18 protein-coding genes are annotated in these 18,749 nt (G+C 65.5%); 13 read left to right on the top strand and 5 right to left on the bottom strand.

Annotation, left to right across the window (positions count from 1 at the left end; translation table 11 throughout):
* Nucleotides 1-92 precede the first annotated feature (92 nt).
* From AC5JJ6_RS14645 to AC5JJ6_RS14630, 4 genes are read left to right on the top strand one after another with little or no spacing between them, the layout of a single operon-like run.
* Nucleotides 93-1,076: an ABC transporter permease gene (locus tag AC5JJ6_RS14645; RefSeq protein WP_496042756.1), complete on the top strand. Its 984-nt coding sequence runs from the start codon at nt 93-95 to the stop codon at nt 1,074-1,076.
* Nucleotides 1,073-1,963, top strand: a complete 891-nt coding sequence (gene nikC, locus AC5JJ6_RS14640) for a nickel transporter permease (RefSeq protein WP_496042755.1) — start codon at nt 1,073-1,075, stop codon at nt 1,961-1,963. The genes AC5JJ6_RS14645 and nikC overlap by 4 nt, the downstream gene beginning before the upstream one ends.
* Nucleotides 1,963-2,826 carry an ABC transporter ATP-binding protein gene (locus tag AC5JJ6_RS14635; RefSeq protein WP_496042754.1) on the top strand — a complete coding sequence of 288 codons (864 nt, stop codon included), beginning with the start codon at nt 1,963-1,965 and terminating at the stop codon, nt 2,824-2,826. Before nikC ends, AC5JJ6_RS14635 begins: the two co-directional genes overlap by 1 nt.
* Complete coding sequence (locus tag AC5JJ6_RS14630; RefSeq protein WP_496042753.1) at nt 2,823-3,611, top strand: ABC transporter ATP-binding protein; 789 nt, start codon at nt 2,823-2,825, stop codon at nt 3,609-3,611. Before AC5JJ6_RS14635 ends, AC5JJ6_RS14630 begins: the two co-directional genes overlap by 4 nt.
* Before the next feature lie 19 nt (nt 3,612-3,630).
* Here the strand turns inward: AC5JJ6_RS14630 and AC5JJ6_RS14625 are convergent, their stop codons facing one another.
* The gene (locus tag AC5JJ6_RS14625) at nt 3,631-4,116 is read right to left on the bottom strand and encodes a CYTH domain-containing protein (protein ID WP_496042752.1); all 486 of its coding nucleotides are present in this window, start codon (nt 4,114-4,116) and stop codon (nt 3,631-3,633) included.
* Nucleotides 4,117-4,308: 192 nt separating this feature from the next.
* Between AC5JJ6_RS14625 and AC5JJ6_RS14620 the strand changes: the two genes are divergently transcribed.
* Nucleotides 4,309-5,976 (top strand): MFS transporter, encoded by a 1,668-nt coding sequence (locus AC5JJ6_RS14620; RefSeq protein WP_496042751.1) that lies wholly within the window; start codon nt 4,309-4,311, stop codon nt 5,974-5,976.
* 11 nt (nt 5,977-5,987) lie between these two features.
* Here AC5JJ6_RS14620 and AC5JJ6_RS14615 read toward each other — a convergent pair whose 3' ends face one another.
* Genes AC5JJ6_RS14615 through AC5JJ6_RS14600 form a run of 4 tightly spaced genes read right to left on the bottom strand, consistent with a single transcriptional unit; the run spans nt 5,988 to nt 9,312 of the window.
* Nucleotides 5,988-6,875, bottom strand: coding sequence for a glycoside hydrolase 5 family protein (locus AC5JJ6_RS14615; RefSeq protein ID WP_496042750.1), 888 nt, complete (start codon nt 6,873-6,875; stop codon nt 5,988-5,990).
* Nucleotides 6,872-7,627, bottom strand: a complete 756-nt coding sequence (locus tag AC5JJ6_RS14610; RefSeq protein WP_496042749.1) for a TIGR04290 family methyltransferase — start codon at nt 7,625-7,627, stop codon at nt 6,872-6,874. Before AC5JJ6_RS14610 ends, AC5JJ6_RS14615 begins: the two co-directional genes overlap by 4 nt.
* Nucleotides 7,627-8,217 (bottom strand): histidine phosphatase family protein, encoded by a 591-nt coding sequence (locus tag AC5JJ6_RS14605; RefSeq protein ID WP_496042748.1) that lies wholly within the window; start codon nt 8,215-8,217, stop codon nt 7,627-7,629. The genes AC5JJ6_RS14610 and AC5JJ6_RS14605 overlap by 1 nt, the downstream gene beginning before the upstream one ends.
* Nucleotides 8,218-8,244: 27 nt before the next feature.
* The gene (locus tag AC5JJ6_RS14600) at nt 8,245-9,312 is read right to left on the bottom strand and encodes an inositol-3-phosphate synthase (protein WP_496042747.1); all 1,068 of its coding nucleotides are present in this window, start codon (nt 9,310-9,312) and stop codon (nt 8,245-8,247) included.
* 357 nt (nt 9,313-9,669) lie between these two features.
* Between AC5JJ6_RS14600 and AC5JJ6_RS14595 the strand changes: the two genes are divergently transcribed.
* The 8 genes from AC5JJ6_RS14595 (at nt 9,670) to AC5JJ6_RS14560 (ending at nt 18,183) form a co-directional block, all read left to right on the top strand.
* Entirely contained in the window at nt 9,670-10,725 is a 1,056-nt protein-coding gene (locus AC5JJ6_RS14595; RefSeq protein WP_496042746.1) for an FAD-dependent oxidoreductase, read from the top strand.
* A gap of 98 nt (nt 10,726-10,823) precedes the next feature.
* Nucleotides 10,824-12,677 carry an ABC transporter ATP-binding protein gene (locus AC5JJ6_RS14590; RefSeq protein WP_496042745.1) on the top strand — a complete coding sequence of 618 codons (1,854 nt, stop codon included), beginning with the start codon at nt 10,824-10,826 and terminating at the stop codon, nt 12,675-12,677.
* A 158-nt stretch (nt 12,678-12,835) separates the two neighbouring features.
* On the top strand, nt 12,836-14,137 hold the full coding sequence (locus AC5JJ6_RS14585) for an MFS transporter (RefSeq protein WP_496042744.1): 1,302 nt from the start codon (nt 12,836-12,838) through the stop codon (nt 14,135-14,137).
* Nucleotides 14,138-14,231: 94 nt separating this feature from the next.
* Nucleotides 14,232-15,071, top strand: a complete 840-nt coding sequence (locus AC5JJ6_RS14580; RefSeq protein WP_496042743.1) for a branched-chain amino acid aminotransferase — start codon at nt 14,232-14,234, stop codon at nt 15,069-15,071.
* 58 nt (nt 15,072-15,129) lie between these two features.
* Complete coding sequence (locus AC5JJ6_RS14575; protein WP_496042742.1) at nt 15,130-15,795, top strand: FkbM family methyltransferase; 666 nt, start codon at nt 15,130-15,132, stop codon at nt 15,793-15,795.
* Nucleotides 15,796-15,931: 136 nt separating this feature from the next.
* The gene (locus tag AC5JJ6_RS14570) at nt 15,932-16,288 is read left to right on the top strand and encodes a response regulator transcription factor (RefSeq protein WP_496042741.1); all 357 of its coding nucleotides are present in this window, start codon (nt 15,932-15,934) and stop codon (nt 16,286-16,288) included.
* 8 nt (nt 16,289-16,296) lie between these two features.
* The gene (locus tag AC5JJ6_RS14565; RefSeq protein ID WP_496042740.1) at nt 16,297-16,911 is read left to right on the top strand and encodes a chemotaxis protein; all 615 of its coding nucleotides are present in this window, start codon (nt 16,297-16,299) and stop codon (nt 16,909-16,911) included.
* A 21-nt stretch (nt 16,912-16,932) separates the two neighbouring features.
* On the top strand, nt 16,933-18,183 hold the full coding sequence (locus AC5JJ6_RS14560; RefSeq protein ID WP_496042739.1) for a PAS domain-containing sensor histidine kinase: 1,251 nt from the start codon (nt 16,933-16,935) through the stop codon (nt 18,181-18,183).
* Nucleotides 18,184-18,749 lie beyond the last annotated feature (566 nt).

The raw sequence follows: 18,749 nt of genomic DNA, 5'->3' as shown, positions 1-18,749 counted from the left end.
AGGCATTGCCCGATCTCCTTAAAAGCGGCGGGACGACCCCCGCCGCCCGGCCCCGCCGACCTGCGGGGCCTTTCAAGCGTGTTGCCGGGTTCCTGCTGTCCGTCGCCCTGACGTTCCTGGGGCTGCTGCTCGTCACGTTCCTGATCGGCCGCGTCGTGCCGATCGATCCCGTTCTGGCCGCCGTCGGCGATCGCGCCAACGCCGAGACGTATGAGCGGATGCGGATCGAGATGGGGCTGGACCTGCCGCTCTGGCAGCAGTTCATCCGCTATGTCGGCGATGTCCTGCAAGGCGATTTCGGCACTTCGGTCCTGACCTCGCAGCCGGTGCTGGACGATATCAGCCGCGCCTTCCCCGCTACGCTGGAACTCGCGACCGCCGCGATCTTCATCGGCGTCGCCGTCGGCGTTCCCGCCGGGGTCTTCGCCGCCGTCCACCGCGGGCGCTGGCCGGACCATCTGGTCCGTGTCCTGGGGCTGGTCGGCTACTCGGTGCCGGTCTTCTGGCTAGGTCTGGTCGGACTGCTGCTGTTCTACGCCAAGCTGGACTGGGCGCCGGGGCCCGGAAGGCTGGACGTGTTCTACGACGGGCTGGTCGATCCGGTGACCGGCGTCATCACGGTGGACGCCCTGCTGGCCGGGGAGACCGAGATCTTCTGGAACGCCCTGTCGCACCTGATCCTGCCTGCATCCATCCTGGGGTATTTCAGCATCGCCTATATCAGCCGCATGACGCGGAGCTTCATGCTCGACCAGTTGCGTCAGGAATACATCACGACCGCCAGGGTCAAGGGCATGTCGGAAACCCGCGTGATCTGGCGCCACGCGCTCGGCAACATCGCGGTGCCGCTGATTACGGTGGTGGCATTGTCCTACGCCAACCTGCTGGAAGGATCGGTCCTGACGGAGACGGTCTTCGCGTGGCCCGGCCTCGGCCTCTACATCACCAACTCGCTGCTCAACGCCGACATGAACGCCGTGCTGGGCGGAACCCTCGTCGTCGGCGCCGTCTTCATCGGCCTCAACATGCTGTCCGACCTGCTCTACCGCCTGCTCGACCCGAGGGCGAAGAAATGACCGCCCGTGACTGGCTGCTGAGCGATACGCCGCAGTCGCGGTCCCAGGCGCGCATGGGCCGCCTGTACGGCGGCTGGCTCACCTTCACCGGCAACAAGCTGGCGATGGTCGGCCTCGGCATCGTCGTGGCGCTGATGCTGATGGCGCTGCTGGCGCCGCTGATCGCCACGCATCATCCCTTCGCCCAGGACCTGGCGAACAGGCTTCAGCCGCCCAGCGCCGCCAACTGGTTCGGCACCGACCAGTACGGCCGGGACATCTGGTCGCGCGTCGTCTACGGCTCGCGCCTGACGCTCTACATCGTACTGCTGGTGGCGCTGACCGCCCCGGTGGCCGGCCTGCTGATCGGCACGATCTCCGGCTATCTCGGCGGCTGGACCGACATCGTGCTGATGCGGATCACCGACGTCTTCCTGGCGTTCCCCAAGCTGATCCTGGCGCTGGCCTTCGTCTCGGCGCTCGGTCCCGGAATCGAGAACGCCGTGATCGCCATCGCGATCACCTCCTGGCCGCCCTATGCCCGCATCGCGCGGGCGGAAACGATAACCATCCGGAACAGCGACTTCATCAGCGCCGTCCGCCTTCAGGGCGCCTCCCCGGCCCGGATCATCCTGGGCCACGTGGTTCCGCTCTGCACCTCCTCGCTGATCGTCCGGGTGACGCTGGACATGGCCGGCATCATCCTGACCGCCGCCGGCCTCGGCTTCCTGGGCCTCGGCGCCCAGCCGCCGCTGCCGGAATGGGGCGCCATGATCTCGACCGGACGGCAATACCTGCTGGACCAGTGGTGGGTCGCCACCCTGCCCGGCATCGCCATCTTCGTCGTCAGCCTCGGCTTCAACCTGCTGGGCGACGGCCTGCGCGACGTGCTGGACCCGAAGAACTGATGACCGCTTCTCCATCCGCAACGCCCCTCCTGACCGTGGAGAACCTGCGCGTCCGCTTTCCGTCCCGCACCGGCTTCACGGAGGCGGTGCGCGGCGTCTCCTTCACAGTCGGGCGCGAGAAGCTGGGCATCGTCGGCGAATCCGGTTCCGGCAAGTCGGTGACGGGCCGCTCCCTGCTCCGGCTGGTGGCGCCGCCGGGCGAGGTCACCGCCGATAGGATCGACTTCGACGGCACCGACCTGCTGCACGCCTCGGAGCGCAAGATGCGGGAGATACGCGGCCAGCGGATCTCGATGGTCATGCAGGATCCCAAGTTCTCGCTGAACCCCGTGATGACCGTCGGCCGCCAGATCGCGGAAGCCTACCGCGTCCACACCAAGGCCAGCCGGTCCGAAGCACGCCGGCGCACGCTGGATATGCTCGAGGCCGTGCGCATCCGCGACCCCGAGCGGGTCTTCGACCTTTACCCTCACGAGGTTTCGGGCGGCATGGGGCAGCGCATCATGATCGCGATGATGCTGATCCCCGACCCCGACCTGCTGATCGCGGACGAGCCGACATCCGCCCTCGACGTGACGGTCCAGATGCAGGTTCTCGCCATCATGGACGAACTGTGCAGCAGCCGGGGCATGGGCCTGATCTTCATCAGCCACGACCTCAACCTCGTCGCCTCCTTCTGCGACCGCATCCTCATCATGTATGCCGGGCGGGTGGTCGAAACCTGCCGCGCCGGCGAGTTGCACGCGGCCAAGCATCCCTACACCCGTGGCCTGCTGGACAGCCTGCCCCGCCTGGACGACGACCGCCCTGAACTCCCCGTCCTGACCCGAGATCCCGCCTGGGCGGCGGAGGGCGGACGATGACCCCGGCCATGATCGGCATCGAAGACCTCGACGTCACCTTCGGCTACGGCGCCGCCGCCGTCAACGCGGTGCAAAACGTCACCTTCCGGGTCAAGCCGGGAGAGAGCTTCGGACTGGTCGGCGAATCCGGGTCCGGCAAATCCACCGTCCTGCGGGCGGTGTCCGGGCTGAACCCGGACTGGTCCGGCTCCCTCTCGCTCGACGGCCAAACGCTCGGACGCCAGCGCGACAAGGCGTTCTACAAACGCTGCCAGATGGTCTTCCAGGACCCCTACGGCTCCCTGCACCCGCGCCACACGGTCGACCGCATCCTGGCGGAGCCGGTCGCCATCCACGGCCTCGGCGATGCCGACAAGCGGATCGACCGTACGCTGCGCGAAGTCGGCCTCGGCCCGCAGTTCCGCTTCCGCTTTCCGCACCAGCTTTCCGGCGGCCAGCGCCAGCGCGTCGCCATCGCCCGCGCCCTGATCCTGGAGCCACGCGTCCTGCTGCTGGACGAGCCGACCTCGGCGCTGGACGTCTCCGTCCAGGCGGAAATCCTGAACCTGCTCAAGCGCCTGCGGGCGGAGCACGCCCTGACCTACATCCTCGTCAGCCACAACCTCGCCGTGGTCGCCTATATGTGCGACCGGCTGGCGGTGATGAACCGAGGCCGCGTGGTCGAGGAACTGGATGTCGAAAGCCTGCGCCGAGGGGAGGCGCGGCAGGACTATACCCGGCAGCTATTGCTGGCCAGCCAAGGCTACGACCGCGCCGTCGCCGACAGCTTCAAGGATTTCGCCTAGAATACAGGAAGGGGCAGGCTCACGCGGCCGCCGGCCACGTGCTGACGGGGCGGAGGGAAAGCGACGAATTGCCGTAGCGCTCATCGAAGGTCACTTCGGCCCCGACCCAGTCCGGCAGTTCGATCTCCTGCTCGGCATGTTCCAGTTCGATCTCCGCCACCACCAGGCCGCTGTTGCGGCCGTCGAACACGTCGATCTCCCAGGTCATCCCGGCGAAGCCGACTTCGTAGCGCGTCTTGCGGATGAGCGTTTCGGGCGGAAGCCGGGACAACAGAACCGACGCCCACGAAAGAGGCACCGCCCGTTCGAATTCCGGACGGACCAGACCGCGCCGGTCACCCTTGATCGTCAGGAACGCCTGATCGTTCCTTATCCGGACACGGGCCTTCTGTCCGCCGTTGCCGTTGTCGAAGGAGATATAGCCTTGCACTATCCTGTCACCGTGGCGACAGAAATGCCGGACATCCTGGCAGACAAGGAACCTTCGTTCGATCTCGAATGACATAGCTGCCAGCCGACGCTGTTGACGCGAGGGAGAGTAGACCGATACCGCGACGCGGTAAAGGCCCATCCTCACTTATGTCATAGCCCACATTACCTCTTTAGTCATGAACCTATTTCGCGGCACGGATTGTTGAGATAGCGAACGGGCGGCAAGTTGCCGGCCCGCCGCTTCCCTATTGGTCCCTGTCTCCCCATGCCGGCACGAGAAGAAGACACCAAGTCCATCGGCGGCATCCTGCCGCGCCCCCGCCTGCCAGCCTCGCTGTCCCCCTTCCGCTACCCGATGTTCCGGGCGATCTGGCTGGCGACCCTGATGTCCAACATGGGCGTCTGGATACAATCCGTGGGTGCGGCATGGCTGATGACGTCGATCACCGACAGCGCCCCGATGGTGGCGCTGGTCCAGTCGGCCACCGCCCTTCCCGTGCTGCTGTTCTCGCTGTTCGGCGGCGCGCTGGCGGACCTGTGGGACAGGCGGCTGGTCTTCATGACCGGCCAGATCATCGTCCTGTCCGGCGCCACGCTGATCGCGGTGCTGGAAGGCGCCGGGGCCGTGACGCCGTGGCTGCTGCTGGCGCTGGTCTTCATCCTCGATACCGGCTCGGCCCTGCGACAGCCGGCATATCAGGCGACCGTGGGCGATCTGGTCCCACGGTCGGAACTGCCGATGGCGGTGGCGCTCAACAGCATCGGCTTCAACATCGCGCGGTCGGTCGGCCCCGCCATCGGCGGGCTGGTCGTCGCCGGCTTCGGGGTGCAGGCGTCGTTCATCCTAAACGCCGTGTCCAACGTCTTCATCATCGGCGTCCTGCTGATGTGGCGGCCCAAGCGCCCGGTGGACGAGTTGCCGCGCGAGCATCTGCTGCCGGCGATGGTCAGCGGCCTCCGCTATGTCGGCGGTTCTCCGACCGTCCTGACCGTGATGCTCCGCTGCTTCGTCTTTACCGGTCTGGCGGGCGCCGTCTGGGCGCTGCTGCCGCTGGTGGCCCGGCAGGACCTCGGCGGCGGCCCTTCCACCTACGGCATCCTCCTGACCAGCCTGGGCGTCGGCGCCATCATCGGCGCGCTCAACATCGGCACTCTCCGCCGGCGGACCAGCGGACAGGTCATGGTGGCGCTGGGCACCGCCTGTTTCGCGGTCGCGACGCTGGTCGCCGGACTGATGCAGAGCCTCTACGCCGTTGTCCCGGCGCTGGTGCTCGGCGGAGCGGCCTGGATGACGACGCTGTCCAGCTTCAACGTCATGGTGCAGCTCTCCGCCGCCAACTGGGTCAAGGCGCGCGTGCTGTCGATCTATCAGATGTCGCTGTTCGGTGGACTAGCTTTGGGAAGCTGGGGCTGGGGCCACGCCGCCGAAGCGATCGGCACCGGTCAGGCGCTCACCATCGCCGGAGCCGCCCTGCTCGCCAGTCTCGTCCTCGGCTTCCGGTTCCGCCTGCCGGCCAACATCGCGCCCGACCTGTCGCCGATCACGGCCCTGCCCCGGCCGACGCTGGCGCCCGGCGTCGATGCCGGGCCGGGATCGGTCGCGGTGACCGTCGAATACGACGTCGATCCCGCCAAGGCCGCCGCCTTCTCCGCCGCGATGCGTTCGCTCCGCCGTCTCCGCAAGCGGGACGGAGCGGTGCGCTGGACGCTCTACCAGGATGCGGCCAAACCCAGCCGCTGGGTCGAAGCCTTCCTGCTGCCGTCCTGGCTGGACGACCTGCGCCATCAGCGGCGCGCGACCATGGCGGACCGCGGGACGCTGGACCGCGTCCGCAGGTTCCACCAGGGAAGCGAGCCGCCGCGCGTGTCGCACCTGCTGGCGCGCGGCACCCCCCGCATGGGATGGCCGCCGGGTGCCGACGCGGCGGAGTGACCTAACGGCGCTCAGGCGGCGTAGCGCCGGATCATGGTGGCGCAGAACTCGGCGAACTCCTCCGGGACCTGCGGCGCGCTGGTATGGTGCGGAGCGATGCCGCGATGCTCCGGCGTGAAGCAGAAGGTCACGGTCACGTCGAACTCCTCCAGCGCCAGCATCTGGCGGTCGAACCACTCCATCGCGTTCGGCCGGAAGCTGTCGGCCCAGCTCAGGCCCGTCCGCAGGTGACGCACGCCCAATTCCCGCATCGTGCGTACGGCATCCTCCAGCCGGTGGTCCTCGAAATGGAACCACTGGCACAGGCCCATGTCCGGCGCGTAGTTGTGGAAGTGCCGCATCGCCAGCTTGGGCGAACCGTCTTCCCGGATCAGCCCCATGTAGAAGTGCCTGTAATAGGAAGACCCCTCCGCTTCCCGGTGGCGGGTCGTCGCCTCCCACGAGCGCGGCAGGTCGTAGAGGCTATACCAGTGGATGCGCGGTACCCGGCCGATCAGCAGGTCCGCCGTCCGCTGAAGACCGAACTCCTGCACTTCCTCGGCCCCGAAGGTCGAAACGCCGACTTCCGTGACCCAGACCGGCAGGTTGGTGACGGACTGGATCTCCTTCAGCCGCTCCGGCCACTCGTCGATCTGCCACAGGTTCCAGTCCAGCGGAAAGCCGTGCAGCGCCACGACGTCCAGGTTGTCCAGAACGCCCCGCTCCTGAAGCTTCAGGATGAAGGCCGGATCGATCGGCGAGATGCCGCCCAGGACCCGCAGCAATCCGGGAGCCTCGGCCGAGATCGCCTGACCCGCCAAGGTCGCCATCCGCCCAAAGCCGATCCAATCGGGGTCGATCTCCGGGTCCCAATGGGACTTGTTGTTGGGCTCGTTCCAGATCATCGCCGCTTCGATCATTCCTGTCCCCTCGCTGGATAGACTGCCCCGATACCCGGTGCCGCGCGTTCGACCCGCCGGCAGAGATAGACCTCTTCCTCCGCCCGCTCCCTGATTTCGAATCCGCTGTCGCGGAGCATGGCCTCGACGCAGGCGCGGTTGGGAATCCACCAGTTGCTGTCGTCGTGGGAATAGCGGTGCTCGACGAAGTGCATCTTCGGATAGCCCGGCCGGTCGAAGATCTTCGTCTCCTCGATCGGGTAGTCGGGTTCCAGCGGCTCGACATCGGCGCTGCCGCGCTGCATCGACTGGAACAGCATCAGGTCGCGCGCGACATGGTCGTGGATCAGGTCCAGCGCCAGCAGCGGGTGCCGCAGGTGGTACAGCACGCCCATGAAGATGACGAGGTCGAAGCGCTCGCCCAGCTTGGCCACGTCGTAGACCGACAGATTGCGGAACTCGATCTCGACGCCGCTCATTTCGGCAGCGAAACGGGCTTGGTTCAGGTACATCGTTTCGGTATCGACAGCGACGACGCGGTCGGCGCCCCGGCGCTTCATCTCGATCGAATAGAAGCCGCCGTTGCAGCCGATATCCAGCACGGTCATGCCGCGCAGGTCCTTCGGCACGGCATGGGCGAAGTGCCGCCACTTGACGTTCGGATAATCGCCCAGGAAATGGTTCGGGGCGGTTCGCACGCCCTTCAAGTCGATGTTGTGAAACCACTGGCCCAGATCGTCGATCCGGCGCCTGATATCGTCCTGCTCGCTCATTATGCTTCCTCGTTGATTCGCAGGATTCGGGGTCCCCAGGGACCGATTTCGACGGTGCTGATGGAAGCGGGTGCAATCTCCAGCCGCAGGAGCAGGTCGGCCGGCATGCCGAGCCAGTGCGTCAGCAAAGCCCTGATCACGTCGCAATGGGTGACCAGCACCGTTGCGCTACCGCCGGCAAGAGTCTCCACGTGGCGCAAAGCGCGCGCCTGGACCTCCAGCATCGTCTCGCCGCCCGGCGGCCTCGTGCCCGTGCGGAAGTGGTTCCAGCGCCGCCAATCCTCGCGCTCCTCCAACTCCTCGAAAGAACTGCCGGTCCAGCCGCCGAAATTGATCTCCATCAGGGCATCCGCCTGGACCGGGACGAGTCCCAGCCGCTCCGCGATGATGATCGCGGTCTCGCAGGTCCGCTCCAGCGGACTGCACTGCACGGCGTCGACAGGGCCGCCATCCGCCAAGCGCTCGGCTGCGCGATGCGCCTGCTCTCGTCCCGCGTCCGACAGCCTTACGCCGGACAAACGTCCGGCAAGGACGTCCGGCGGCAGTACGTGGGAGCCGTGACGGACCAGATGGACGGTCTTGGTCACCATGGCTTCAGCCACCCGGCAACCGCAACGTCAGGACTCGCCGGCAATGAAGCGGAGGGTCCGGGCACGGGCTTCGGCATCGGTGAACTGCTGCGGCGGCGACTTCATGAAATAGCTGCTGGGGCCGATCAGCGCACCGCCGATCCCCCGGTCCATCGCCAGCTTCGCGCAGCGGACCGCGTCGATCACGACGCCGGCCGAATTGGGCGAGTCCCACACTTCCAGCTTCAGCTCGCAGTTCAGCGGGACATTGCCGAAGGTCGTGCCTTCCATGCGGATGTAGCACCATTTGCGGTCGGCCAGCCAAGGGACGTAATCACTGGGACCGACATGGGCGTTCTCGTTGGACAGCGGCACGTCCATCTGGCTGGTCACGGCGTTGGTCTTGGAAATCTTCTTCGATTCCAGCCGGTCGCGTTCCAGCATGTTCTCGAAATCGGCATTCCCGCCGAAATTGAGCTGGTATGTGCGGTCCAGCCGCACGCCGCGTTCGCGGAACAGGTTGGTCAGGACGCGGTGGACGATGGTGGCGCCTACCTGTGACTTGATGTCGTCGCCGATGATCGGCAGCCGCTTCTCCTCGAACCGGCGGCGCCAGACGTCGCGCGACGCGATGAAGGAGGGAATGCAGTTGACCAGCGCGCAGCCCGCCTCCAGCGCCTGACCCGCATACTGCTCGGACCCGACGGGAAGGTAGGACACCATAACATCCGCGCGGGTGGCGCGGAGGATGCCGACGACATCGGCGACGGGCCGTTCCGATTCCGTAACGATCTGCCCGAGATATTTTCCCAGGCCGTCCAGCGTCGGTCCGCGCTCCACGGTCACGCCGGTCTTCGGCACCTCGGCGAATCGGATCGTGTTGTTGGGCGGCGCCCAGATCGCTTCCGCGACGTCACGGCCGACCTTGCCGTCGGCCACGTCGAAGGCGGCGACGATCTCGATGTCGCCGATATGGTATCCGCCCAGCGTGACATGCATCAGCCCGGGGACCTGCTCGTCTTCCGGTGCGTTCCGGTAATACTCCAGGCCCTGCACAAGCGATGACGCACAATTGCCTACGCCGACGATCGCTAGGCGAACCTTTTTTCCACTCACTTACTTGCTCCATATCGATGTTTGGTTGCCGGCCGGCGGGCCAGCGGGAGGGAGCTATCGCCCGTACGGAATGGCGTCAGGCGAAACACGCCATCCGACGCCTTGTTCCCCACGGCTTTTCCTCGGTCGTCGGCCCACACAGTCGGGCCATCCGGCCATGCCATGAAGATCATTAGAATCCACATGGTCGTATGAAAAAAAACCGACTTTCCTGATCGAATACATCTGCCTCATTCTATGGTCTCTGATTTGTGTAGTTGCTTTCAAAACAAAATCTTCGAAGTCGATTGTAACAAATCATTGAAACGACTTCTTGGCACCTCGGATTTCCAATAGTTTCATGATGAAGGTCAGATTATGACTATCGACAGAATGGAATGTGTTGTCATCGGTGCTGGAACGGCGGGTGCCGCCGTTGCGCGCCGATTGGCCATAGCGGGACACGAGGTCATGCTGATCGCCCGGCGCGGACGCGATGCGGACGACGGCAACGGCCTCGTGCCCGGACCGGGCTGGCCGGAACCCATCGAAGCCGCTGTGCTGGACCGGCCGGACACTCTGCGCGCCATTCTCCGCGCGCGGAGTTCCGAGGCGCTGAAATCCTATTGCAGACTCACCGGCACGCCTCTGTCCCTGACCGGCCAGTTGGTCGTCGCGCGCAGTGCGATGGAATGGCAGGCGCTTGCCGCCCTCAAGTCCGAAATCGACGGCGCGGCCGCTCCCGGACAGCCGCCTGCCCGGCTTCTCGATGCCGGTGAGGCCATCGGGCTCGAACCGGGCCTCAAATGCGTCGGAGCGCTTTTGGCCGAAGATGCCGGTATCGTCGATGGCGACGCCCTGCGCCTGAACCTCCGCATCGACGCGGAAAATCGCGGCGCCTACGTGACGGAGGACAGCCGGCTCGTCGCGGCCTATCCGATGGGACGGGGCTTCGAACTCGATCTGGCCGGCCATCCCGGAGAATTGACGACGCTCCGTTGCGACATCCTGATCAATGCCGCCGAGGAAGTCGAAGCCTATCAGGTGGCGGCCCGCATCGGCGGCATGAAACAACACTTGCCCGGCGGCATGCCGCCGACGCCCGGCAAACGCTATCACCTCGAAGGAACGGCGCCATTCCAGCGCCTTGTGGTGCCAAGCTGCCTGGACGAGGATGCATCGGCCCTGTTCTACCCCGGCTTCCGGGGCGACAGCTGGCTGGACGTGACGCATGCCCATGAAGACGGCGCGGACATCGAAATCCAGACGCCGGTGCAGCACGGCATCAGGGGGCTGGTCAACGTGTTCGGGATGGATGCCCGCAGCGAGACGAGCATAGCACTGGCGCTCGCCGACGCCATCATCGACGGCATCGCGGACCAGCCGCAACGAGGCTTCTTTCCAGGGGTTACGGGCAAGCTCGTCATGGCCTGAATAGCCCGGCCACCGTTAACCTAAACGCTGCATTAACCATGCAGCGGGTAGTGTGCCGTCACCGGCCTGAACGGCATCCGGTGACAGCGCGAGACGTTATGACGACACCCGGCAGCATCCCTTTTCATTCCACGGATCAACGTACACCCCAGACCGGCATCTTCGGCCTTTACAGGGCGTTCTGGCGATATGCCGCCGGCAACAGGCCGCTGGTGGCGCTGTTCATGTCGCTGCTGTTTGCGGCACAGGCCGTACGCCTGACGATCCCCTGGTACTTCGGCCAGGCCGTCAACGCGATCCAGACCGCCGGCGGCCAGGACTTGGCGCTGGCCGGCTGGAACATGGCCATGATGTTCGGCGCCTGCGTAGTGGCCTGGGCGATGCACGGTCCGGGCCGGGTACTGGAACGGTTCATGGCGGTCCGAATCCGGGAGAAGTTCGCCGACACGCTCTACGCTAAGGCCGTGGCGCTGCCGCTGCGCTGGCACGAAAGTCATCACTCGGGCGAAACGATCCAGCGCATGGCGAAATCGACCCAGGCGTTGTTCGGCTTTTCCCAGAACCAGTTCATCTATCTCCAGAACGGCGTCAGCCTGATCGGTCCCTTGGCGGCGCTCTGCCTCGTCTCCTCCGCGACAGGGACTGCGGCGGTCATCGGCTACGCCCTGATCTTCGCCATCCTGATCCGGTTCGATCGCATCATGGTCCACCTCCTGCTGGAGGAGAACCGCTTCGAGCGTCGTTACAATGCCGAACTGATCGACTGCCTGGGCAACATCTCCACGGTCCTGACCCTGCGGCTCCAGGCGGCCACCCGTTCGGCGGTAGCCACCCGGCTGACAGCCGTGTTCGCTCCTTTGCGGCGCGGCGTCGTCATCAACGAGGCGAAATGGTGCGCCATCGACCTGCACAACAACGGCAACCGTTGCGGACTGGTCGTCCTGTACGCGTGGCTTGCCTGGCGGAGCGAGGGCTTCATCCTGCTCGGCACCGCGGTCATGGTACACCAGTACTCCCAGCAGATCGGCAACGTCGTTGGCTCGATGGCGACGAACTGGCAGGAACTTGTCCGCTATCAAGCCGATATCGGCAGCGCCGACGAGATCATGGCGGCGCAGCCGCGTCCGTCCTCCTCGGCCCTGCCGGTGCCGGACGACTGGCGCGAGATCCGCATCGACGGGCTCGATTTCACCCACGCCGGGCGGCGCGGACATGCGCCGGCCTTCGGCGTCCCTACCCTCAGCGACCTGTCGCTGACGCTCAAGCGCGGCGGCAGGATCGCCTTCGTCGGCGAGAGCGGATCGGGCAAGAGCACGCTGCTGCGCATCCTGGCCGGACTGTACGAGGCCGACCGGGTTTCCATCGCCATCGACGGCACGCCCCGTCCCGATCTCCGGGATCTGGCGCCACTGGCGACGCTGGTTCCCCAGGACCCGGAAGTGTTCGAGGGAACCCTCTCCCAGAACATCACGATGGGCATATCGTGGCCATCGGAAACGGTGGAGCGGGCCTGCGACCTCGCCTGCCTCGCCTCCGTGGTCGCGCGCCTGCCTGCCGGCCTGGACAGCGAGATCACGGAACGCGGCCTCAACATGTCGGGCGGCCAGAAGCAGCGTCTGGCGCTGGCTCGTGGTATCCTGGCATCGCGCGGCAGCTCGCTCATCATGCTGGACGAGCCGACCAGCAGCATGGACCCCGTTACCGAAGCCCGCCTCTACGACAATCTCCTGGCGGAGTTCCCCGACGCCTGCATCGCATCGTCGATCCACCGGCTGCACCTGCTGAACCGCTTCGACACGATAGTCTGGATGGCCGACGGCAAGGTCGTGGACTCGGGCTCGCTTGCGGAGTTGCTGAGCCGCCAGCAGGCGTTCCGTACGCTCTGGCAGAACTACGCCGGCAGCCAGCCCGCCGCACCGGCCGGGCATGGGGATCTGGTGCTGGCGGCCTGACTTCAATCCGGCATGCTTTGGACCCGGCAGACTTGGACCCGGCAGTCTTCGTCCCGTATGCCTGCCCCCGCAGCTTTGGGGGTCGCGTCCCGGCATCCCGCGAGGCAGGATGCCGGCCTCGCATCAACCTGCCCTTTGCCGGAAGCCCGCCCGTAATCATGCTGCCGATCGTCCGCTCCATCTCGTCCCTCCTGATGGCCGTAGCCCTGCTGATGCTGGGCAGCGGGATGCTCAGCACGATGATCGGCGTCCGGCTGTCGGGCGCCGGCGTCGGCGCCATGGCCATCGGTTTCGTCATGGCCGCCTACTATGCCGGTCTCACGGCGGGATCGCTCTACGGCTACCGGATCATCGTCAAGGTCGGGCACATCCGGGCCTTCGCCGCCTTTGCCGCCGTCTTCTCGGTAGCGACCCTGGGACATGCGATCCACATCGATCTCGTTCTCTGGGGTCTGCTCCGGCTGGCCGAAGGCTTCTGCATGGCCGGCCTGTTCATGTGCATCGAAAGCTGGCTGAACGAACGCGCGACCTCGAAGACGCGCGGCCAGATGCTGTCGCTCTACATGATCACCCTCTATGGGGCCATGGCCGCCGGGCAGCAGTTGCTGATGCTGGACGATCCCAGCGGCATGCTGCGCTTCATCGTCACCGCGATGCTGACGTCACTGGCGCTTGTGCCGGTAGCGCTGACGCGCAAGGGACCGCCCGTCCTCCCCGACATCGCGTCGTTCGGCCTGCGCCGCCTGTACGAAGCCTCGCCGCTGGGGATATTCGGCACCTTCGCCAGCGGGCTGGTGACCGGCGCCATCTACGGTCTGGCGCCCGTCTACGGCACCGAAGCGGGGTTCGGCAATGCCGGGACCGCGCTGTTCATGACCGTGATCATCCTGGGCGGCGTGGCGCTTCAATGGCCCTTGGGCAAGCTGTCCGACCTGTTCGACCGCCGGACCGTCATCCTTGGGCTTTCGGCGGCACTGGTCGCCGCCAGCCTCGGCATGGTGTCGGTGAGCGGGATGGTGGGCGGCACGGATGGCCAGGTCGTCATGGTCGCCGTCGCGGCCTTGTTCGGCGGCCTGTCCTTCACGCTCTATCCGGTCTGCGTCGCCCACACCAACGACCATATCGACAGGTCCGAACTGGTCCAGGCCAGTGGCGGGCTGATTCTCTCCTATTCCGCCGGAGCCACGATCGGACCTCTGGCCGGATCCGCCGTGATGTCGGCCCTGGGCGGTCCCGGATTGTTCGTCTTCACCGCGGCCAGCGCCGCATCCGCGGTGGTATTCGGCCTCTATCGCATGATGAAGCGCCCGGCTCTCCCGGCGGAAGCACAGGGTCCGTTCCGCAGCCTGCCCCGCACGACGCCGGTCGTCAGCCCGCTCGATCCGCGCGGCGACGACGAACCGCAGCTCTCGCTCGACCTTGAAAACGAGATTCCCGGCGGCCGCCGCGCCGCCGGATAAAAGTCTTCCGTCCCCCCATTGGTTCCGGGAAGCGAGCGGGATATGCTTGGCCGGCCTTAAATGCCCTTCCCGTTTTTCCAGTGGAGTTCAGTTCATGGCCGCTCGCGCGCTAACCTTTTTCAAAGGCCGGTGGCTCGAAGGCAATCCCGGCATCATCGGCCCCATGAGCCATTGCATGTGGCTGTCCTCCGTCGTGTTCGACGGTGCCCGCGCCTTCGAAGGCGTGACGCCGGACCTTGACCTGCATTGCGAACGGGTGATCGCCTCGGCCCATGCCCTGGGTCTCGCCCCCATGCTGACGGCCGGCGAGATCCACGAACTGGCGCTCGACGGCATCGGGCGGTTTCCCGCCGGCAGCGCCCTCTACATCCGGCCGATGTTCTTTGCGGAGGAAGGCTGGGTGATGCCGGACGCGGCGAGCACCGCCTTCTGCCTGACCATCCACGAATCCCCCATGCCCGCCGCCGCAGGCTTTAGCGCATGCCTGTCCACCAAGCGCCGCCCCCTGCCCGGCACGGCGCCGACCGACGCCAAGGCATCCGCCCTTTACCCCAATGCCGGGCTGGCGATCCGCGAGGCCATGGCGCGCGGCTTCGACAACGCCATCCTGCTGGACCCCCTGGGCAATGTCGCGGAGTTCGCGACCGCCAACCTGTTCATCGCCAAGGACGGCGTCGCCCACACCCCCGTCTGCAACGGGACATTCCTGAACGGCATCACCCGCCGGCGCGTGATCGGACTGCTCCGCGACGCCGGCATCCCGGTCCATGAGCGCACCGTCACCTGGGCGGAGGTGCTGGACGCGGACGAAGTCTTCTCCACCGGCAACTACTCCAAGGTCGTGCCGGTCACCAGGGTCGAGGACCGGACGTTCGGGCCGGGCTCCGTCGGACGGCGCGCCCGAGACCTCTACTGGGATTTCGCGCACCGGTGACGCCGCCAGCCACGCCCTTCATGAAGTCAGCTGATCTCCGAGTTCGGGAGGAGACACCGTGAGCAATCCCATCTCCAAGGAAACCAGGGCGCTTGTCCGGATCCTGGACCATCACGGCATCGGTGCCGTCCTAGACGTCGGTGCCAATGTCGGCCAGTACGCGACCCGGCTGCGCCAAGGCGGCTGGGAAGGCAGGATCGTCTCCTTCGAACCGCTGCCCGATGCGTACGCCGCCCTGGAGAAGGCCGCGGCGTCCGACGACCGGTGGGAAGTGGCGCCGAGGATGGCGCTTGGGGCCTGTGCCGGAACGGTGTCGCTGAACGTGTCGGCCGAGTCCGACATGAGTTCCTCCCTCCCCTTCCTGCCCGAGATGGCCGACCTGCTGGACAGCGCTGCCTATACCGGTACAGTGTCCGCACCGCTGGCCCGCCTGGACGACCTGTTCGATAGGTATGCCGGAAATACTGACCGCGTCCTGCTGAAGATCGATACCCAGGGCACAGAAGCGGCGGTGCTTGAAGGCGCATCGGGAAACATGGAACGCATCTACGGTATCCAGCTTGAACTCTCCATCGTTCCCGTTTATCTCGGCGAGCGCACTTATCTGGACATGATCGCGGTTATGGGTAAACTAGGTTTTCAACCGGCGCTATTCATTCCAGGATATTTTAATCATCGGTCGGCGCGACTGATCTCCATGGACGGCATCTTCATACGTAACTGAGTAAATTTCACTTAATCATCTGTAAATGACTTCTCCCCCATATCTATAGTTCCAACAACGCGACATCCCGAAAATTCTCACCGGGACAGTCGGAAGTGATCCGTGGCCTTGCATTCTGTTTCGCGAAAGTGACTTCATGACGACGATCCTGATCATCGACGACAGCCAACTGGCCCGCAATATGGTGTCGGGGATGGTGCGCGGGGCCCGGCCCGACTGGTTCATCGTAACGGCCAAGAATGCCGATGACGCATTGGAGAAGGTCAACGATATCGTTCCCGACGTGGCGATCGTGGACTTCAACATGCCCGGCATGGACGGACTCAACCTCTCTTGCGAATTGCACGAGCGGTTCCCGGCTCTCGACATCAGCATCCTGACCGCCAACGTCCAGGACAGCATCCGGCGCAAGGTGACAGACAAGGGATTCCGCTTCGTCGAAAAGCCGATCACGCAGGACAAGATGCGTGAACTGCTGGCCACCATCGCGTGACACCGCCCATGGAACTCTCGGATCCTGAACGCGACGCCATCATCGAGCTGTTCAACCTGGGTATGGGCAGGGCCGCCGGTGCGCTCGGGCAGATGGTCGATGCCGAAGTCTCCCTCTCGGTGCCCAACCTCGACATCATCCGCCGCACCAACGCGCCCGAGCAGCTCGGCTGCCCGATAGGCCAGCGCATCTGCGCGGTCCGGCAGACCTTCGCCGGTCCGTTCGACGGTCAGGCGATGCTGATCTTCCCGGAGGGAAGCAGCCTGGAACTGGTCCGCCGGCTGCTGCCGGACAGCCCGCCCATCGGCGACATGACCGACCTGGAGGAGGAGGCGCTGACCGAAGTCGGCAACGTCATTCTCAATCATTGTCTCGCCAGCTTCGCCAACCTGCTGCACGCGGAAATACGTACCGAGATACCGGTCTACCAGATCGGCCGGCCGGAAAAGATCGTCGGCGCCACCGGCGCCTCCTCCACGAACGCCTATGTCCTGCTGATCCGGGTCGATTTCGGCCTCTTCGCGAAACGGATCGAAGGGCACGTCCTTTTCCTTCAGGATATCGCTTCCATCCAGGCCTTCCAGGCCGCCATCAGGGCGTTCCTGGCAAGCATGGACCAGTAAAGGACCGGGTCGTCAGTCGTCATGTCCTTTCCATCCACCCTGTATGGCCACCCCGACCTTTCCGGACTGATCGTCCACAACAGCGATTTCGGCCTCCTCGTGCTCGATCGGGAAGAGAAGGTCGTCGTTTGGAACCGCTGGCTGGCGGTCCATTCCGGGATCGGGGAGGAGGAGGCGCATGGCCGGAAACTGACGTCTCTCTGGCCGACGCTGACCAACACGCGGGTCGCCCACGCGATTACCGAAGCGTTGTGCCATGGTCGCGCCGGTTTCATCTCCCATGCCTTCAACCTGATGCCGTTCCCCTTGCGGGCGCTGGCCGGTGACGGTTTCGGCGATCCGATCGACCAGCTCGTGCTGGTGCGGGCGCTCGACAGCGCCGACGGCCGGCGTCTCTGCCTCGTCCAGATCGAGAACATCTCCAGTGCCGTCCGCCGTGAGAAGCATCTTCGCGGCCAGATCCGGGAGCTTCAGGAAACCAAGGCGCGGCTCGAGCAGCAGGGCCGCGACATGGAGGAGATGACCCGCCGCCTGCGCTCCGCGAGAGACGAGGCGGAACGCGCGAACCGCGCAAAGTCGGAATTCCTGGCCAACATGAGCCATGAACTGCGGACGCCGCTCAACGCCATCATCGGGTTTTCCGAAATGCTGGAGTCCGGATACGGCGGCACCCTGAGCGAGCGTCAGGCCAGCTACACCAAGGATATCCACGACAGCGGCCAGCACCTGCTGCAAATCATCAACAACGTGCTCGACATGTCCAAGGTCGAGGCCGGCCAGTACCAATTGTACGAAACCGCCGTCGACCTCCGCGACGTGGCCCGGGCTTCGATCGCCATCCTCAGCGGCCGCGCTCGGGAACAGGGCCTGACGCTCGAACTGGCGATCGACAGCACGCTGCCCTGCGTCATGGCGGATGAACGCACGCTGCGGCAAGTGCTCCTGAACCTGCTGTCCAATGCGGTCAAGTTCACGCGCGGCGGCGGCACGGTCACGGTGACGGGTGGAGTTCAGCAGGACGGCGACCTGGTGATCAATGTCGGCGACACCGGCATCGGCATCGCCCCGGAAGCGCTCGACCTCGTCATGGAGCCGTTTCGGCAGGCCAACGGCAGTTTCAGCCGGGAGTATGAGGGTACCGGCCTGGGCCTGACCATCAGCAAGAACTTCATCGAACTGCATGGCGGCAAACTGGCGATCGAGAGCGAGGTCGGCGTCGGCACGACCGTCAGCGTCATCCTGCCGGCGTTTCGCGTGCTGCATCCGGCCTGAACCCGCCGGGAAACGCGCGGAGGCGGGCGATCTTCGCGTTCGTTTGGAGCGGAAATCCGTTTTCGCTTGTTAGGAGTGGTATCCTCAACCCAGTGGAGGCCACCCATGTTACCGACCCCACAACCGCTCCCGCCGGATGGCGCGCCGAGCCCGAATGAGGATCTTCCCGATCCCGGTCCCCCATCCGTGCCGGAGGTCCCCGATTCCGACCTGACGCCCCGCCGAAACCCCATACCGACGGAATGACGCCATGGCCGCGCCAGAAAAACAAGTGAACCAGACCGAATCCCGCCAAGCCACCAAGGAAGGCGTCGGCCGCTACGTGCTGACCATCTCCTTCGCGCTTGCCGCCGTCGCCCTCGTGATCGCCTTCTTCGTCGTTACCTGATCTTCGGCCCCCTCTCCCCGTTTCGGGGAGAGGGCTGGAAGAGGTTCTCCCCGTTTCGGGGAGAGGGCTGGAAGAGGTTCTCCCCGAAACGGGAGAGGGCCGGAAGAGGTCCGGTCCGATCGGCTCAGACGCTTTGGTCGCGGGTGAAGGGCAGGCTCCTCACCCGCCGCCCGGTGGC

This window comes from Skermanella sp., from assembly GCF_059503625.1.
The sequence above is the reverse complement of the archived record's forward strand: the minus strand, read 5'-3'. Positions and strand labels throughout refer to the sequence as shown.

What these genes read in the sequence shown, in the direction of transcription:
- nikC (WP_496042755.1), top strand. Translation starts at nt 1,073, where the DNA reads ATGACCGCCCGTGACTGGCTGCTGAGCGATACGCCGCAGTCGCGGTCC.
- AC5JJ6_RS14635 (WP_496042754.1), top strand. Translation starts at nt 1,963, where the DNA reads ATGACCGCTTCTCCATCCGCAACGCCCCTCCTGACCGTGGAGAACCTG.
- AC5JJ6_RS14630 (WP_496042753.1), top strand. Translation starts at nt 2,823, where the DNA reads ATGACCCCGGCCATGATCGGCATCGAAGACCTCGACGTCACCTTCGGC.
- AC5JJ6_RS14625 (WP_496042752.1), bottom strand. Translation starts at nt 4,116, where the DNA reads ATGTCATTCGAGATCGAACGAAGGTTCCTTGTCTGCCAGGATGTCCGG.
- AC5JJ6_RS14620 (WP_496042751.1), top strand. Translation starts at nt 4,309, where the DNA reads ATGCCGGCACGAGAAGAAGACACCAAGTCCATCGGCGGCATCCTGCCG.
- AC5JJ6_RS14615 (WP_496042750.1), bottom strand. Translation starts at nt 6,875, where the DNA reads ATGATCGAAGCGGCGATGATCTGGAACGAGCCCAACAACAAGTCCCAT.
- AC5JJ6_RS14610 (WP_496042749.1), bottom strand. Translation starts at nt 7,627, where the DNA reads ATGAGCGAGCAGGACGATATCAGGCGCCGGATCGACGATCTGGGCCAG.
- AC5JJ6_RS14605 (WP_496042748.1), bottom strand. Translation starts at nt 8,217, where the DNA reads ATGGTGACCAAGACCGTCCATCTGGTCCGTCACGGCTCCCACGTACTG.
- AC5JJ6_RS14595 (WP_496042746.1), top strand. Translation starts at nt 9,670, where the DNA reads ATGACTATCGACAGAATGGAATGTGTTGTCATCGGTGCTGGAACGGCG.
- AC5JJ6_RS14590 (WP_496042745.1), top strand. Translation starts at nt 10,824, where the DNA reads ATGACGACACCCGGCAGCATCCCTTTTCATTCCACGGATCAACGTACA.
- AC5JJ6_RS14585 (WP_496042744.1), top strand. Translation starts at nt 12,836, where the DNA reads ATGCTGCCGATCGTCCGCTCCATCTCGTCCCTCCTGATGGCCGTAGCC.
- AC5JJ6_RS14580 (WP_496042743.1), top strand. Translation starts at nt 14,232, where the DNA reads ATGGCCGCTCGCGCGCTAACCTTTTTCAAAGGCCGGTGGCTCGAAGGC.
- AC5JJ6_RS14570 (WP_496042741.1), top strand. Translation starts at nt 15,932, where the DNA reads ATGACGACGATCCTGATCATCGACGACAGCCAACTGGCCCGCAATATG.
- AC5JJ6_RS14565 (WP_496042740.1), top strand. Translation starts at nt 16,297, where the DNA reads ATGGAACTCTCGGATCCTGAACGCGACGCCATCATCGAGCTGTTCAAC.
- AC5JJ6_RS14560 (WP_496042739.1), top strand. Translation starts at nt 16,933, where the DNA reads ATGTCCTTTCCATCCACCCTGTATGGCCACCCCGACCTTTCCGGACTG.